Annotated in this window: 14 protein-coding genes and 1 pseudogene; 2 read left to right on the top strand and 13 right to left on the bottom strand. The window is 61.0% G+C overall.

Translation table 11 applies throughout. The features are described from left to right. Window positions 1-706, top strand: a pseudogene (locus PJK54_RS13195) (hypothetical protein); the annotation flags it as partial. Here the strand turns inward: PJK54_RS13195 and PJK54_RS13200 are convergent. The 12 genes from PJK54_RS13200 to PJK54_RS13255 form a co-directional block, all read right to left on the bottom strand. After that, on the bottom strand, window positions 703-1,650 hold the full coding sequence (locus PJK54_RS13200; RefSeq protein ID WP_271303132.1) for a DUF4435 domain-containing protein: 948 nt from the start codon (window positions 1,648-1,650) through the stop codon (window positions 703-705). The pseudogene PJK54_RS13195 and the gene PJK54_RS13200 sit on opposite strands and share 4 nt — an antisense overlap. After that, complete coding sequence (locus PJK54_RS13205; RefSeq protein WP_271303133.1) at window positions 1,650-2,960, bottom strand: AAA family ATPase; 1,311 nt, start codon at window positions 2,958-2,960, stop codon at window positions 1,650-1,652. The genes PJK54_RS13200 and PJK54_RS13205 overlap by 1 nt, the downstream gene beginning before the upstream one ends. Before the next feature lie 82 nt (window positions 2,961-3,042). Next, window positions 3,043-3,402 (bottom strand): RidA family protein, encoded by a 360-nt coding sequence (locus tag PJK54_RS13210; RefSeq protein ID WP_271303134.1) that lies wholly within the window; start codon window positions 3,400-3,402, stop codon window positions 3,043-3,045. A gap of 288 nt (window positions 3,403-3,690) precedes the next feature. Beyond that, window positions 3,691-4,581: a universal stress protein gene (locus tag PJK54_RS13215; protein WP_271303135.1), complete on the bottom strand. Its 891-nt coding sequence runs from the start codon at window positions 4,579-4,581 to the stop codon at window positions 3,691-3,693. A 244-nt stretch (window positions 4,582-4,825) separates the two neighbouring features. Further along, window positions 4,826-6,313, bottom strand: coding sequence for a SulP family inorganic anion transporter (locus tag PJK54_RS13220; protein WP_077375304.1), 1,488 nt, complete (start codon window positions 6,311-6,313; stop codon window positions 4,826-4,828). A 263-nt stretch (window positions 6,314-6,576) separates the two neighbouring features. Continuing rightward, on the bottom strand, window positions 6,577-7,587 hold the full coding sequence (locus PJK54_RS13225; protein ID WP_176493504.1) for a DMT family transporter: 1,011 nt from the start codon (window positions 7,585-7,587) through the stop codon (window positions 6,577-6,579). Between the two features lie 4 nt (window positions 7,588-7,591). Further along, window positions 7,592-8,464, bottom strand: coding sequence for an HAD family hydrolase (locus PJK54_RS13230; RefSeq protein WP_271303136.1), 873 nt, complete (start codon window positions 8,462-8,464; stop codon window positions 7,592-7,594). Between the two features lie 156 nt (window positions 8,465-8,620). Beyond that, complete coding sequence (locus PJK54_RS13235) at window positions 8,621-9,610, bottom strand: cyclodeaminase (RefSeq protein ID WP_271303137.1); 990 nt, start codon at window positions 9,608-9,610, stop codon at window positions 8,621-8,623. Window positions 9,611-9,727: 117 nt separating this feature from the next. After that, on the bottom strand, window positions 9,728-10,852 hold the full coding sequence (locus PJK54_RS13240; protein ID WP_271303138.1) for a pyridoxal-phosphate dependent enzyme: 1,125 nt from the start codon (window positions 10,850-10,852) through the stop codon (window positions 9,728-9,730). 3 nt (window positions 10,853-10,855) lie between these two features. Beyond that, window positions 10,856-12,346: an aminotransferase gene (locus PJK54_RS13245; protein WP_271303139.1), complete on the bottom strand. Its 1,491-nt coding sequence runs from the start codon at window positions 12,344-12,346 to the stop codon at window positions 10,856-10,858. A gap of 75 nt (window positions 12,347-12,421) precedes the next feature. Continuing rightward, a complete protein-coding gene (locus tag PJK54_RS13250; protein WP_375782205.1) occupies window positions 12,422-13,939 on the bottom strand; it encodes an NAD-dependent succinate-semialdehyde dehydrogenase in 1,518 nt (505 codons plus the stop codon). Between the two features lie 328 nt (window positions 13,940-14,267). Further along, entirely contained in the window at window positions 14,268-14,816 is a 549-nt protein-coding gene (locus PJK54_RS13255) for a hemerythrin domain-containing protein (protein WP_077375707.1), read from the bottom strand. Window positions 14,817-15,128: 312 nt separating this feature from the next. Between PJK54_RS13255 and PJK54_RS13260 the strand changes: the two genes are divergently transcribed. Beyond that, window positions 15,129-16,496: a replication-associated recombination protein A gene (locus PJK54_RS13260; RefSeq protein ID WP_271303199.1), complete on the top strand. Its 1,368-nt coding sequence runs from the start codon at window positions 15,129-15,131 to the stop codon at window positions 16,494-16,496. A 73-nt stretch (window positions 16,497-16,569) separates the two neighbouring features. Here the strand turns inward: PJK54_RS13260 and lolA are convergent, their stop codons facing one another. Then, the gene (lolA, locus tag PJK54_RS13265; protein ID WP_077375322.1) at window positions 16,570-17,238 is read right to left on the bottom strand and encodes an outer membrane lipoprotein chaperone LolA; all 669 of its coding nucleotides are present in this window, start codon (window positions 17,236-17,238) and stop codon (window positions 16,570-16,572) included. Between the last annotated feature and the right edge of the window lie 111 nt (window positions 17,239-17,349).

Genomic DNA, 17,349 nt, shown 5'->3' on the forward strand with positions numbered 1-17,349 from the left:
CGGTTCGCCGAGCGCCGACTTGTCCAACGGCGAACCGCTGATCTCGCATGATCCCCATGCCCTCGCCGCCGCCCTGGCGTCCGCGACTGGCAGCGCTGTGCGCGACTTGCCGAATGACAGCTCTGACGCCACCTCTCGGCCAGCCCGCCTGTGGCTGGCCGAGGCCTGTGTGCTGCCTACGTCTTGTGCTGATTCGGCTGCTCCCTCTGCCAGCTCCTCGACGGATGCCTCCAGCCGTCGCTCGATGCGCAATTTACAGGCGGCTGTGGATAACGCGGACATACCCGTGTCATCTGCCAAGACCCGCCGTCGCCAGCAACGTGAAGCCGAATCCCACCTCGCCCGCCTTCTGCTCGGTGAACTCGCCGCGGCCCAAGGCATTGTGCTGCCACTGGCTGACTGGTCACCACGTGGCCAGGCGCCCCATCACCCTGCACTGCCATCAGGCTTTCACGTCTCCATCGCCCACCGCCACGGCCATGTCCTCGTTGGCCTCGCCACCGCCCCGCTCGGGCTGGACCTCGAATACCGCAATCCCCGCCACGCCCACGACCTCGACGCCCGCATCGCCATGCTGCCCCTGGAGGCACGCGAACGCCTCGCCGAGGTATCACACCTCAGCGAGACAGAACGGCTTGACGGGTTTTATCGGGAATGGGTGAGGTATGAGGCGAATGTAAAATCACAATTCATCACAAATATCTAAAGGGCTTCAATCGCTAAATTACAATAAAATTCTTCTAAATAATTCACTAAGCAATCTGGTACCGATGCATATCCACTAAGTTCAGTCAATAAATTAGCTTTTGAGAGCTGTAGCCTGACATTACTTTTATTTCGGAAAACTGTCCTCTTCATCTGTTCCGGCTCACATCGATCTGCTTTAAGCTTTAATAAAAAAACTCTAACAAACTCTAAATTCTCCTTACCTCTAAAACTCATGGCAGGGTTTTCCACATCAAAATTATCAACTACTTTTAACTTATCACAGCTATCTTCCAAGTTTGGAAATATAGATTTCACATCCTCGTACTCTTTCAATCTTACAACTTTTCCAAGTTCCACTTTAACTAAGGAGTCAAATTTAATGTTTTTCAAATTTAACTGCCCTTTTATAATTTCGCGATCTATTGCATCTTGATAAAAACTGACCATCACATTAAATGGGCGTATAGCTGCAATATATTCACTTGCAGTCTTATCATAAACATTCATTGCTTTGTTAAAACATTGATGCTCTGGCCCTCCTTCACTTAAATTAAACTCAGCACTCAGAACTCGCTCAATTAAATCCCTCGAAAAATAAAAATTCTCTATTGAGTGGTAAGGTGTGATATATACATCATCATACTGCAAAACTTTGCTATTATCGTCGAAATCACGGTCAACAAAAAACATACATTTTTTACTATTGTAAATCGGATGCGCTCTTATGGCATCTCTAATTCCAATAACTTTAGACTTACCTCCACACCGAACGCTCCCCCACAAAAGCCCACGACAACAAACATCTATCTTAGAAGCGTAATATTTTTCATCTTCGCCCTCAAAAAAAGCAACCACCTTATTTTTAGCATCTAGTCTGGTGAATTCCATAAAACCAACGATTTCAGAGCCCTCTTCTAGCATCATATAATCGACCCTATCCATTAGAGCTCCTTAACATAATGCAATAGGTCAACAGTATTATTCTTCAGCTCATTAGCAAAAATAAAAGGAGAATGAGTAGTTGCCAGTAAAAACGCGCATTTCCCCGAACTCAATATATCTGGCAACAATGTTTTCTGCCATTCTATAGACAGCGAAAGTTCTGGCTCATCAAAGAAAATGGCCAATTTATTCTTACGACTTAGATAAAGTAATGAGAAAATAGATAGAATCTGCTTCTCGCCCGAAGAAAGATCCTCAAGATTAACTTCGCTACGATTTTTATTTCTTACAACCTTAACTGTAACGGTACTCTCGTCGTAAATTATTTTCTTCCCATTGAGATAATTATTGCAGCTATCTGAGAAATCCCGTATAGCCGCATCATTGTCAGCTTGCTGTTTATATACTTTTAGCAATTCATTTAATAAGTATACTAAGGTATCGTGCGAATTTAGAATCTCGTGACTGTCGATTAAACCAAGAATGGTGTTTTTATGATTTAAAGGTATACTTTCGGACAACCTATCAAGCACTATTTTAATTTCTGGAGAGTTGATTACATTCAACTTCATATCTTCTGTCACAGAGGAATCACCGACTAGCTGGGCAAGCATCTGACCATTTAGCTTATAAAAACTTTCAATCGAGGAAGTCTTAATCTCAGAAGTAATACGTTCTATACTTTCTTCGACATCCGCCATACCAAAGTTTATTTGCAGATTCATTCCTTCATTTTGATCATGCACAGTAATTCCATCTACTAACCTTTCTACTCTACGATATGTAGGTAAGTACAAGACATCATAATCGAGTTTAGCTTTTATCTGACTTATCTTTTTTTGTGCGCCGATATCGAAATCATACTCGTCCATTTCCATTATATGCTTAATTGTTCTATGTATTCTAGAAGCTGAAACATTTATTTCACTAGAAGTATCTCGAATCAAGCTAGAGTTGTAGCTATAGCCATTGTCAGTATTTACCACGGTATCTAGTAATGAATGCAACCGACTTTCGCTAAGATTATCACCAAGCATCCTTTTAGCAAAATTATAAACTCGCTTGTTGATAGAATTAATTTCCTCTTTTGTAAACCAAATAATATCATCGTCATCAAAAACTATACCAATATTATCAAATTCAATTTTCCTTAACCTTGATAAATCACCAGAAACCAAAGAATAAAAGGCATTCAATATTGTGGTTTTACCACAACCATTTTCAGACACAAGTATCTTATATTGTTCAGGAAAATCTATATTTACATCTTTTTCATTAAAAAGATTATCTATATAAAAATTTTTAATCAACGTGACCACCCTGATAAAATTAAATTTTGGCCTTAAACCGCCAGAGGAAGCTCTGGCGGGCTTAGAAAAACCATATTACGAGTTACTTAACGGCGGCGACCACGGTAATTTCACACAGCAGTTCCGGGCTGGCCATAGCGGCTTGGATGCAGGCGCGGGCGGGAGCGTGACCTTCCGGCACCCAGGTATCCCAGATGTCGTTGAAGGTCTTGAAGTCATCCATTGTCTTGAGATAGACGGTGGCGGAGAGCAGATGCTCGCGGTCGGTGCCGACTTCTTCCAGCAGCGCATCGACACGCGCGAGCATGCTGTTGGCTTGATCGGTGATATCACTGAAGCGTTGTTCCGGCCCGGCGACCTGGCCACACAGGTAGATGGTATTGTTGTGGATGACGGCGCGACTCATGCGTGCCTTGGTGTCGTGACGTTGGATATCGCTCATGGAGAGTGTCCTTGTGCCGTTCTTCTTGGAGTGGTGAAAGACGCGCCTGTGTAAGGGAAAGCCCCTCAGCGGCATGGCGCGCAATGAGGATAAGCGGCCATCAGCGTTCCAGATTCCGGCGGGCGGCGCAACGCGACCTGCGGGGTATTTTCCAGTCGTCGTGAGGGTTTCTGCCTTGCGTACCTGTAGCCACTGCCCAAGGGGCGGAAATAAAGACGCCGCGCCATCCCGACATGACACGGGAAGGCGCGGCGTTCTCATTGCCCGGCAGGGCGTGTGCTGAACGTGCTAGCGCAGGATCAGCAGCGGCACCGTGGCATTGCGGATCATCTCGGTGGTGGTACTGCCGACCAGCAACTGACGGATGCGCGAGTGGCCGTAGGCGCCCATCACCAGCATGTCGATGGCGTGCTCCTTGGCGTATTCGCGCAGACAGGCTTCCACTTCACCGGCCTTGAGGCTGGCCTGCACGTTGAAGCCCGCTGACTGGAGGGTGTCACGCGCGGTCTCAAGCGGAGCCTGATGCTCCACCGAGTCCGCGCCGACCATCACCAGATGCAGCTCGGCGCCCTGCAGCAAGGGGCTGGCCGCCAGCACCTCGATGGCACGCTTGATGGTGGCGCTGCCATCGAAGGCGATCAACACGCGTGTCGGCGTCTGAAACTCGCCCGGCACTACCAGCACGGGACGATGCAGGCTGCGGATCACGCGCTCCAGATTGGAGCCGAGATGCTCACTGGCCTGCTCCGCCCCTTCCCCGCGCTTGCCGATCACCAGCAGGCGAATCTCGTCCTCAAGCTCGGCCAGTGTCTCGACCAGCTCACCATTGCGTTGGCGAGGGCGTGGTTCGGTGATACCGGCCTGGGTGGCGCGCTCACAGGCGGCTTCCAGCATCAGGCGGCCCTGCTCCTGGGCGATGCGCCCGCGCTGCTCATCGAGGGTGGCGAGCTCCTCCAGCAGGTGCTCCCGGGCACCGAGACCGATGCTGCCGGAGAGATCGCCATTGGCGGGTTCGACGCTTTCATTGCGGTCGATCACATGCAGGATGCTGAGAGGTGCCGACAGGCGCTGGCTGGCCCAGACGGCGGCGTCACACACGGGGGCGGCGAAGGCGGAGCCGTCAATGCAGGCGGTGACCTTGTCATGGCCTGTCGCGGCGCTGGCAGAGGATTGGCTCATGGCGGGCTTCCTTGTGCTGACAACAAAAAGTACTGACAACGGAGATGGCGTGCCGACCGGGGCGACGCAGAAGGAGGAGTGACATTCCCCCCGCGATGCCGGCGCGGCCTGTTTCGAGATTACCACTTTCCGGCCCCATGAACGCAAACGGCGGGCAGCCCGTGAAGGACTGCCCGCCGTCTGACCTTGTCACGCGGCGCGATCAAGCGAAGTGACTCGATCGCGCAGGGTCAATCGTGCGTGATCAGTGACCCATCAGTTTCTCGACCGCGTCCGGCTTGTCATGCACCGCGAAGCGATCCACCAGCGTGGCGCTGGCTTCGTTGAGGCCACGTACCTCGACCTCGGTCCCCTCACGACGGAACTTGACCACCACGGTATCCAGCGCGCCGATGGCGGTGATGTCCCAGAAGTGCGCACGGCTGACGTCGATCACGACACGCTCGACGGTCTCCTTGAGGTCGAATCCAGCCTGGAACTGCTCGCTGGAGGCGAAGAACACCTGACCGACCACGCGGTATTCGCGGGTACGGCCATCGGCATTCATGTCGCTGCCGATATGCAGCACCTGGCCGATCTTGTTGGCGAAGAACAGCGCCGAGAGCAGCACGCCGACCAGCACGCCGATCGCCAGGTTGTGGGTCGCGACCACCACGGCCACGGTCCCCAGCATGACGATGTTGGTGGACATCGGGTGGCTCTTGAGGTCACGGATCGACTGCCAGGAGAAGGTGCCGATGGAGACCATGATCATCACCGCGACCAGTGCGGCCATGGGAATCTGCGAGACCCACGGGCCGAGGAACACGACCAGGATCAGCAGCACGACACCGGCCACCATGGTGGAGAGACGCGTACGTCCACCGGATTTCACGTTGATCATCGTCTGGCCGATCATCGCGCACCCTGCCATGCCACCAAGGAAGCCGGTGACGACGTTGGCCGCGCCCTGGCCCTTGCACTCACGGTTCTTGTCGGACGGCGTGTCGGTCAGATCATCGACCAGCGTGGCCGTCATCAGGGATTCCAGCAGGCCCACGACCGCCAGCGGCAGCGAGTACGGCAGGATGATCCACAGGGTGTCCAGATTGAAGGGGATGTCCGGAATCAGGAACACCGGCAGGCTGTCCGGCAGCTCACCCATGTCACCGACAGTGCGGATATCCAGACCGACGGCCATCGCGAAGAGGGTCAGCACGATGATGCAGACCAGCGGCGACGGCAGCAGCTTGCCGATCTTCGGCACCAGCGGCAGCAGGTAGATGATGCCCAGGCCCGCGGCCGTCATGGCATAGACGTGCCAGGTGACGTTGGTCAGCTCCGGCAGCTGGGCCATGAAGATCAGGATCGCCAGTGCATTGACGAAGCCGGTGACCACCGAGCGCGAGACGAAGCGCATCAGGGAGCCGAGCTTGAAGTAACCGAAGATGACCTGGATCACGCCGGTCATCACGGTGGCGGCCAGCAGGTACTCCAGGCCGTGGTCCTTGACCAGGTCGACCATCAGCAGTGCCATGGCACCGGTGGCGGCGGAAATCATGCCCGGACGGCCACCGGCGATGGCGGTCACCACGGCGATGGAGAAGGAGGCATACAGGCCGACCTTGGGGTCGACACCGGCAATGATGGAGAAGGCGATGGCTTCGGGGATCAGGGCCAATGCCACCACCAGGCCGGACAGGATGTCGGGCCGGAGGTTGGAAAGCCACTGCTGTTTGAGGCTGCTTGTCATCGAGTCGTCCGCAACAGGTTGGGGAAGGTGGTGTGCGTGCTGAATCCTGGCGCTGTCGAGTCAGTCTAGCGTCCGGTTGTGGCAATCTTCATCGCTGCCGTCAGGGCAGTGCCGCTCGCGCCTGGCTTGCGTCGTGATGCCGCTGTCGTTTCCGGTCGCCCTGTGGCTTTCTTCGCGCCATGAGCTATTCGCTCCGGTCGCCGTGAGGCGTCCAGAGGGCTGTCATTTGACAGTGAATAAACTCGGGGATGGGCGGGATTGTATCAGCTGCGACCGGTGGACGCATCCGCAGAACGCGCGCTCGCCGTCACCGATTGACGGTGACGACGGTCGATCAGACTCTTGATGAGCATCGCGCCCAGCACCAGTGCACCGCCCGCCCAGCCACGCGGGGTGAGCGATTCTTCCAGCACCCACCACACCCACAGGATGCCGAACACGCTTTCCAGCAACATCAGCAGCGCCACTTCCGCGGAAGGCAGATAGATCGGGCCACGCTGGATCAGCGTGAAGCCCAGCGGCGAAAGCACCAGGCACAGCAGCACCAGCCAGCCGGCGCGCTGGGCGAAATCGGCACCGTGAGAGGGCCACAGCTGCGTCAGCACGTCACCGCCGCCCTGCGTCATGCTCCACAGGCACGCCAGCAGGCCGCACAGCGCGGTGACCAGCCCGGACAGTGTCAGCATCGGACTCATGTCATGCCCCGGGCGCGTACGACACAGCGTGAAGTTGCCGGCCAGCGACAGGCTGCAGCCCAGCGCCAGCAGGTTGCCGGTGAGCGTGCCGCTGCCGGCCTCATCGAGCACCAGCAGCGTGATGCCCGCCAGCGAGGCCAGAATCGCGCCCCACACATGCCGTGGCTGACGCTCGCCCAGCCACAGGCGCGACATCAGCGCCGCGAACAGCGGACTGGCGGCGAGGATGATCAGCACGTTGCCGGCGCGGGTGTATTGATTGGCGAGCACGAAACCCAGGGTGGAGCCGGTGAATAGCAGCGCGACCCATACGCCGGTACGCCCGCAGCCACGCATGCGCGCCAGGGCGCTGGCGATGCGCTGTGCGGGAGTGCCGCGCTGGAGGGCCAGCAGGAGCAGTGCAAAGCCGATGGCCGTCAGCAGACCGCGCCAGAACACCAACGGGCCATCGGCGACATCGGCGAGTCGCAGCAGCAGCGCGTCCGGTGAGATCAGCAGCACGCCCAGCGCCGTCAGCGCGACGCCGCGAGCCTGCCGCGAGGCACGGGCGGCGGCCCCTCGCCCAGCCAGCGGGTTCATGACGTCAGTCCGACAGGCGCGACAGGCGCGACAGGCGCCAGTCGACCACTGGCCAGCCGCGCGCTTCGGCCAGCTGACGCAGCGGTGCGTCCGGTTGGGTGGCGTGGGGGAAATCGACCCGCTCCAGCAGGGGCAGGTCATTGTGGGAATCGGAATAGCCCCACAGGGATTGCGGCGTGCGATGGATGCGCTCGGCACCCGCAAGCCAGTCATCGAGTGCCGCCAGCTTGCCTTCGCGGAAGGTAACGATACCGCTGGTGGCTCCGGTGAAGCAGCCCTGCTCATCAAAGGCCGGATGGGTGGCCAGCGCCCCATCGGCGGTCAGACGACTGGCGATGGGCCCGACCAGATGATGCATGGAGGCGGAGATGATCAGGGTGCGATGGCCGGCCTCGCCGTGCTCGGCCAGCCGCGCGATGCCACCTTCCAGCAGTCGCGGCATGACCATTTCTTCCACGAAATCATCGACTTCGCGACGCACCTCATCACGATGCCGCCCGACGAGCGGGCTGAGCAGATGGCCGGTGTGCTCGTGGATGTCCAGAGTGCCGGCATGGTATTGCACCTGATGGCGCTCGCCGATGGCCATGAAGGCATCGACATCCTTGATCCAGCCACAGGCGACCATCCAGCGCATCCACATGCCGGTGCAGTCGCCATCGAGCAGCGTATCGTCGAGATCGAACACCGCCAGCGGGGCATCCAGCGCACAGTGGTGGCGCACATGGCCCTCCTCCGGCGGCGAGAGCGGCGGCAGCAGGGTCACGGCGTCACAGTCGGCGCAGAGATCCGCCAGCGGTGTGCGGCAGATCTCGACATCGGGCGCAGCGCTCAGGGCACGCGGCCGGGCGGCAGATGAGGACGAGGTACGAGTCACGACAGGCTCCGAGTGGCAAGGGGCGTCAACGGCTTCCTGCCGTCACCTGCGTGACCCTCGCATGCGGCGACGCTGCGGGCAAGTCCGCCGCACCATTCAGGCGCTCCAGCGCTAACGCTGCCAGTACCGACGTTTTCCGTACCGACACTTCCCGTACTAACGCCGGACGAGCCGCGAGAGCGCCAGGCTGGCGATGGCCGTATCCTGCACGCCGGTACCGGTGAGATCCGCCACCGTGATGCAGGTATCTGGAGCCGACCCGCCTGAACGCAGATCACGCCCCTCGGCCAGCAGACGGCCCAGTTCATGCACGTCACGCGATCTGGCCTGCTCGGCCTCCAGCCCTTTCAGCTCGCCGTTGGTCTCGGACTGGGCGCGGGTATCACACACGAAATGATCGCACTCGAGGAGCACATCGGCTTCCAGCTCACGCTTCTCGGGGCTGTCGGAGCCCATCGCGGTGACATGCACGCCCTCCGGCAGCATCGAGTAGTCCAGCAGCGGCGTTCGCGAGGGGGTGGCGGTGACGATGATATCGGCGTTCTGACAGACCGCATGCAGGCTGTCATGACTGCGCACCGTCAGCCCCAGGCGCTCCTCCGTCTCACGCGCAAAGCGCTCGGCGCGCTCCTTGTCGCGTGCCCAGACATCGACACTCTCGATGTCGCGTACCAGCCGCAGCGCCTCCAGCTGCAGGCTCGCCTGCTCACCGGCACCGATCAGCGCGACGCGCTTGCTGTCGGGGCGTGACAGGGCCTCTGCCGCCACGGCACCGGCCAGCGCGGTTCTCACCGCCGTCAGGTAGCCGCCATCATTGAGCAGCGCCTCGGCAAGGCCCGTCTCGGCGGAGAACACCACCATCAGGCCATTGAGACTCGGCAGGCCGCGGGCGGGATTGTTGAAGAAGCCGGGACTGATCTTGATCGCGAAGTGCTTGAGCCCCTGAATGTGGGCCGTCTTGACGTCCACTTCGCCGTTGGCCTCCTCGATGGCCATCGACAGGATCGGCGGCTGCACCACCTTGCCCTGCCCCAGCGCGATGAAGGCATCACGAATGGCCTTGAGTGCCGTGGTATCCAGCCCCACGACCTCGGCGATCTGTTCGCGTGAATAACTTTGCATGCTGTCCTGAGTCGGTTCCGTCATGCGTCCTCCTCCGGGGGTTCGGGTGTCATCGAGCGCTCTGTTGTCTTCAGGCGTTCTGTTGTCTTCAGGCGTTCTGGTGTCTTCAGGCGTTCTGGTGCTTCAGGCGTTCTGGTGTCTTCAGGCGCTCTGGCCTTGCCCCTGAGCGTCTGCCAGCAGCGCTCTGGCCTGATCGAGCGTTTCCAGGCTGACGCCGTTGCCGCTGATGATCAGCGCGACGCGCTGGCCACGGATCGACTCCGCGAGCGCAGGGTCGGTCTCGCCTCGCCGCGAGGCCTCGAGCGCGGCAAGCCCGACCACCGCAGCGCCCTCCACCAGAAGCTTCTCTTCCTCCAGCAGCATCAGCATGGCGCGGGCAATGGCGCGCTCGCTGACCTGATGGTGATGATCCATCACGCGATGCACCAGCGGCAGCGTGGTGTGGTTGTCCAGGCCAATGCCGCCGCCCAGTGAATCGGCGAGGCTTGCGACCTCCTCCACCTCCACCGGGGCGCCCGCCTGCAGGCTGTGCCACATGGCGGCGCCCTCGGTGAGGCTGATGCCATGCACCTGGGTCTCGGGGCGAATCGCCTTGAGCGCCGCCCCGATACCGCCGAGCAGTCCACCGCCGGAGAGCCCGATCAGCACGTGATCAAGCGACGGGCAATCCTCCAGCAGCTCCAGCCCGATGGTGCCCTGACCGGCCGCGATCAGCGGGTCATCGAAGGGCGGCACCGCCAGCATGCCCTCCTCCTCGACCAGCCGATGGACTTCCTGGAAGGCCTCGTCCTGACTGCGGCCGACACGGCGTACCTCGACGCTGCCGCCGGAGGCGCCGCCCAGTTCGCCCAGCGCCTCGATGGCCCGTACCTTGTTGGCGGGTACCTGCTCGGAGAGACAGATGATGGCCTTCAAGCCACGGCGCATCGCGGCATAGGCCAGCGCCCGACCGTGATTGCCGGTGGAGGCAGTGGTCACGCCGCGCGCCAGGCGCGTCACGGCATCCCCCGACGACTGCTCGGCCACGGCCGCCAGCAGGTGGCTGGCACCACGCAGCTTGAAGGCGCCGGTGGGCTGACGGGTTTCCAGCTTGAGCAGGATCTCGGCATCGAAGCGTCGCGACAGCGCCGGGGATGGCACCAGCGCCGTACGCTCGACACCGGTGTCAGTCGATGAATGAAACAGCCGCTGGCGCGCGGCATGGATATCAGCCAGCGCCAGCGGCGTTTCCCGTGGATGCTTGAGCGGGGGCAGGGTCAATGCCATGGCTTACTTGTCACCAGAAGCGGGGTCACCAGAAGCGGGGTCACCAGAGGCCAGATCACCGTTGTCGAGAAGCTCCTGATGCACCTTGTCCACGGCGCGACGCGCGCGGGCGATGATGTCATCGATCTCCTCGGGGGTGATCACCAGCGGCGGTGCGAAGCCGAGGATGTCGCCCTGGGGCATGCCACGGGCGATCAGCCCTTCCTCGAGTGCCGCCGCCGAAATGCGCGGGCCGACCTTGAGTGCGGAATCGAACGCCTTGCGCTCTGACGGCTGCGGTGAGAACTCCAGCGCCGCCAGCAGGCCGATGCCACGCACGTCGCCGACGATGGGGTGATCGGCGAAGGCTGCCTTCATGGCCTTCTGCAGATAGGCGCCGGTATCGCGGGCGTTGTCCACCAGGCCCTCACGACGAATGATCTCCAGGTTGGCGACACCTGCCGCTGCGCCCAGCGCGTGGCCGGAGTAGGTCCAGCCGTGGCCGATGGGGCCGAATTCCCCGGTGCCCTGCTCCAGCACCTTCCACACGCGGTCGCCGACGATGACCCCGGACAGCGGCTGATAGGCGCTGGTCAGGCCCTTGGCGATGGTGACCAGGTCCGGCTTGATGCCGAAGTGCTGGTAGCCGAACTGGCTGCCGATGCGCCCGAAGCCGCACACCACCTCGTCACAGATCAACAGGATGTCGTGACGCTTGAGCACGGCCTGGATGGCCTCCCAGTAGCCCTCCGGCGGCGGCACGATGCCACCGGTGCCCAGCACCGGTTCGCCGATGAAGGCGCCGACGGTCTCCGGCCCTTCGGCCTGGATCATCGCCTCGAGCTTGTCGGCACACCAGGCGGAGAATTCACGCTCGCTCATCTCGGCGCATTCCGTGGGACGACGGTAGTAGTCCGGCGCTTCGGTATGCAGGATGCCGGCGATCGGCAGATCGAAGTGATCATGGAAGGCCGCCAGGCCGGTCAGCGAGCCTGAGGCGATGCCGGAGCCGTGATAGCCGCGCCAGCGCGAGATGACCTTCTTCTTCTCCGGCTTGCCGATCACGTTGTGGTAGTAACGCACCAGCTTGAGCTGGGTCTCGTTGGCATCACTGCCGGACATGCCGTAATAGACCTTGGACATGTCAGGTCCGGCCAGTTCGAGAATCTTCTCGGACAGCGCGATCTGCGGCTCGTTCGAGTGGCCGACATAGGTGTGGTAATAGCTGAGCTTGAGGGCCTGCTCGTGAATGGCATCGGCGACTTCCGTGCGCCCGTAACCGATGTTGACGCAGTAGAGTCCGGCGAAGCCGTCGATCAGCTCACGCCCATCGCGCTCACGGATGCGGATGCCTTCGCCGCCGGTGATCACGCGGCCCGGCAGATCGCCCTGGGCGAAATCACGCAGGTGGGTGGAGGCATGGAAGGTGACCTTGCGGTCACGGCGAATCAGCTCGTCGGTGCTGATGCTGTCATCGAAGCCGACAGACTGGCGTTGGGTGTTATCGGTGCTCATGTGACTCTCCGAATGGTCCACAAGGGGCGATCGCGCCGTGGCCCTGACCGCCCGTGACAATGAATGATGTCCGTCTCAACTCCCGGAGGCGCTTTCCATCCCACCCAGGCAGTAGTACTTGATATCCAGATATTCCTCCAGCCCCTGGCGACCCCCTTCGCGCCCGAGACCGGATTGCTTGACGCCGCCGAAGGGAATCGGCGCACCGGTCATCTTCACCGAGTTGACCGAGACCATGCCGAAGCGCAGGCCGCGCATCAGCTGCCAGACGCGGCGAATGTCGTGGGTGTAGACGTAGGCGGCCAGGCCGTATTCGGTGTCGTTGGCCATCGCGATCACCTCTTCCTCATCGTGCCAGGCCGTCACGCCGGCCACCGGCGAGAAGGTCTCCTCGCGCCAGGCGCGCATGTTCGGCGTGACATCCGCCAGCAGCACCGGCATGAAGAAGTTGGGGCCGGGGGCCATGCTCTGATCGCCGTGGATCAGCCGCGCGCCCTGCTCGACGGCGTCATCGACGATGGTCTGCGCCTTGGCCACGGCGTCACGGTGGATCAGCGGCCCCATGTCGATACCCGAGACCAGCCCATTGCCGACCTTGAGCTGCTTCATGAGACGCACGAAGTGGCTCAGGAAATCCTCATACAGGCTGTCGTGCACCAGGATGCGATTGGCGGCGAGACAGTCCTGGCCGGAGGTCTGGAACTTGGCATCGACGGCGGCACGCGCCGCCTCCTCGGGGTCCATGTCCGGCCCGACGATGAAGGGCGCATTGCCGCCCAGCTCCAGCGAGACGCGCTTGACGCTGTCGGCGCACTGGGAAAGCAGCAGGCGCCCCACCCGGGTGGAACCGGTGAACGAGAGCCCGGCGACACGCGGGTCATCACACAGCTGCTTCGAGACTTCCGCGGCCTCGCCGGTGATGACACTGAAGACACCGGCGGGAATCCCGGCACGCTCGGCAAGCTCCGCCAGCGCCAGCGCCGAGAACGGGGTCTCGCCGGCGGGCTTGACCAGCACGGTGCAGCCAGCGGCCAATGCAGCCGCGGCCTTGCGGGTGATCATCGCCAGCGGGAAGTTCCACGGCGTGATCAGCGCGGCCACGCCGATGGGTTCACGCACGGTGCCCAGCGCGGCATTCGGGATATGACTGGGAATGGTCTCGCCGAAGGCACGGCTGCCCTCCTCGGCGAACCAGTGAACGAAGCTTGCGCCGTATTCCACCTCGCCACGGGCATCGTCCAGTGACTTGCCCTGCTCACGGGTCATCAGCATGGCGAGATCCTGCTTGTGGGCGCGGATGAGGTCATACCAGGCATCCAGCAGCTCGCCGCGCTGGTCCGCCCGCAGCTTGCGCCATTCCCGCTGGGCCTCATCGGCCGCGGCAATGGCAGCATCGATCTGCGTGGACTCGAGCCACGGCACCTGACCGAGGCGCTCGCCGGTGGCGGGGTCGAAGACCGCTTCCTCACGGCCTGCCTCACCATGCACCCAGCAGCCGTTCACGTAGGCAAGCTGACGAAACAGTCGCGGGTCTTCCAGTGCCATGCCATCGCTGGCGCTGGCCCACTGACGGGTAAGGGTCTGGACACTCATGGCGCTCTCCCCGGCCGAAGGGCCGTCATCTGGACACTCAGACGATCTGCCCCTTGTGGATATCGGCAAGGATGCACATCACTGAGCACTGCATGGGCAGTGTCCTTCGCGCAGCCCGAGGCCTGCGAAGGACGCGTTTCAGTGACTTCAGTGTGGGGGATGTGACGGGAGGAGACTTTCGGGAATGCCCGCCAGAGGCTTGGCGTTCTTTCTGTTGTGGCGGGCGAAATGACGGTTTTTTTCTGTCAGACGGGGGCGCGCTCCGGCGCAGTGCTCTGGAGCGCGACCTCACCTTCACGAGACGACAGGGCCTTCATGTACAGGGGGATCAGGCGGTCACGACCTCACTTTCGGTCAGCTCGGCGTAGAGTTCCGGATAGGCTTCCTGCAGACGCTCAAGCTCTGCACGGGCATGCGGGATGGCGTCGGTCAGTTGCTGCCATTCCTCATCACTGAGATTGTCCCGCATCAGCGGAAACAGCTCGGTACGCTCGGCACGCAGGTAGTCACGATGCGCTTCGACATAGTCGCGCAGATCATGGATGAACTGATCCATCGGTATGATCTGATCCATCAGGATGCTGTCGAGATTGTCGGACAGCTTGGAGAGACGGCCGTGCAGAGTGTGGTACTGCTGGATGAGCCGCTGACACAGGGGTGAGGCGTCCTCGGAGCGCTCGCACAGCATCTGCGTGCATTGACGCTCCAGCGGAATGATGAAGCCCTGCATGTAATCGAGAATGTAATCCACCACTTCCCGCATCATGCGAAAGTCCGGACGTTCGCCACTGACCAGTGTCCTGTGGCGATGCGAGAGCACGTGCAATAGACGCGCCATGTTGGCGTGGTCCTGGCGCAGCTGAGTCACATTGGGCATGACTTCCTCCTCCTGACGGAACAGGTGGCCGATGCTGGCAGACAGCGCTGCCGCCTCGGGCATTGCTACCGAATGTAGCAATGTCGTCATCCTGAAGTGTAGGACACATCCCATGAGCGCCCGTTAGACGTTGGGCGGGATTGCCTGAATGCGCGAGGCATGCTGTCAGGAAAACATGACAGTCCGTGAAGAAGTCACGGATGGCCTGATGCCGTTGGCAGGCCGCGCCAGCCCTGCTGATTTGTACAGGCTTGCGTGATCGGCCATGATGAGCGCATTCCCCGCCCACGCCTGCCGGAGCCTGACTCGCCGATGGATCTCTTTGCCGATACCGCCTCGAATTCCCATGCGCCATTGGCCTACCGCATGCGACCGCGCTCGCTGGAAGATTACATCGGCCAGGCGGCGCTGGTCGGGCCTGACATGCCGCTGCGCCAGATGGTGGAATCCGGCGTGGTGCGCTCGATGATCCTGTGGGGGCCGCCGGGCGTCGGCAAGACGACGCTGGCCGAGATACTGGCCCACGGCTGTGATGCACACCTTGAACAGCTGTCGGCGGTGATGGCGGGCGTGAAGGACATCCGCGAGGTGGTGGAGCGAGCGCGCCACCATCAGGCCAGCGAGCGCCAGACGGTGATGTTTCTCGATGAGATCCACCGCCTCAACAAGAGTCAGCAGGACGCCCTGCTGCCGCATGTGGAGTCGGGTCTGCTGACGCTGATCGGCGCGACCACCGAGAACCCGTCCTTCGAGGTCAACTCGGCACTGCTGTCGCGGGCGCGGGTCTATGTGCTCAAGGCACTGGACGAGGAGGATCTGATCGAGGTGCTGACCCGTGCCTTGCGCGATGAGGTCAATGGCCTCGGTACGCGTCAGATCGATGCCAGCCGCGAGACGCTGACCCGGATTGCGCGAGCAGCCTCGGGAGATGCGCGTCGTGCCCTGGGCCTTCTGGAAACCGCCTGCGACTTCGTGCGCCGTGAGCCAGATGCCCAGGGGGGAACGCGCGAGATACTTGAGGACAGCTCGCTGGAGGCCGTGCTGGGCCATCAGGCCTCAAGCTTCGACAAGCAGGGCGATGACTATTACGACCTGCTGTCGGCGATCCACAAGTCGGTACGCTCCTCGCGCCCCGACGCGGCGCTTCTGTACATGGCGCGCTTCATGGATGGCGGCGGGGATCCGCTGGATGTGGTGCGTCGGCTGGCGGCGATTGCCTCCGAGGATGTGGGCAACGCCGACCCGCGCGCCCTGCCGCTGACCATCGCGGCCTGGGACGCCTATCTGCGCCTGGGCGACTACGAGGGCCAGCGTGCCATCGCGCATGCGGCGATCCACCTGGCCATCGCCCCCAAGAGCAACGCCATCGACACGGCGTGGAAGGAGGCCAGAGCCTTCGTGCGCCAGCAGCCGCATTTCGGGGTGCCGGTCTATCTGCGCAATGCGCCGACGACCCTGATGAAGGAGCTGGGCATGGGCGAAGGCTATCGCTATGCCCACAACGAGCCCAACGGCTATCCCGCCGGCACGGCGCACAACGCCTGGCCCGAGGAACTGCCGGTACAGCAGTTCTACCGCCCGACCCAGTATGGCGGCGAGAAGCGCTTTGCCGAGATAGAGCGCTGGCGCCGCGAGCTGGATGACCACGCCGACCGGCACACGCCTGACGCCCAGTCGTGAGCGTCAGAAACGACAACGCCCGGGCCATCTGGCCCGGGCGTTGTCGTCTGATCATCATGTCACTGCTCGCGGATCACTGCTCGCGAATGACATCCGCACCTTCAGGAATCTGGAACACGAAGCGACTGGCCTCCAGACTCGGGTTGTACTGGACATCATGGAAATCGATGGCCGTGCGCTGGCCGGTGGAATCGGCCATCTGCAGCATGTCGAGCTGCTCGCCGTCGAAGGTCAGCTTGAGGCTTTCAAACAGGGTGTCGGCCTGCTTGGGCGTCAGCGTGAAGGTCTCGCGGGCCCCCTGCTGCTGGCGCTCGACATCGTAGTTGGCGGTCAATTCGCTGGAACGCCCGGACAGCAGCAGTGCCGGCGTGTGGGTCACGCGCTCATCCAGCGGCTGCACGGTGACCTGCTCCAGATCCGGGTCATGCAGATAGACTTCCTTGCCGTCGGAGACCACCTCCTGGCGGTATGGCGCGTCGACGCTCCAGCGGAACTTGCCCGGGCGTGACAGCCACATCTTGCCGTGGGCTTCCTGCAGACGCTGGCCCGAGGCATCGAGAATCTGCTGATCGAAGTCGGCGGTATAGGTCTTGAGGGGCTCCAGCAGGCGAGAAAGACGCTCTCCGGCGGCGTCATCGGCGTGGGCCGGCAGGCTGGCCATGCCCAGCATCAAGGCGGCGCCCAGCCCCTTGGCCAGACGGGTGGTCAATGAGGAAACGAAAGAACGTGACGGTGTATTCATGACACTCCTTGCAATGAGACGGACATGGCTGCGGCCTGAGGCCTCGACGCGCGATATCCACCTCATGTCAGCGATTCGGGTTGTGGCCTGCCAGTCTCGCCGCGAGTCTGA

The organism is Cobetia sp. MMG027, assembly GCF_027947415.1.
Taxonomy (GTDB): domain Bacteria; phylum Pseudomonadota; class Gammaproteobacteria; order Pseudomonadales; family Halomonadaceae; genus Cobetia; species Cobetia marina.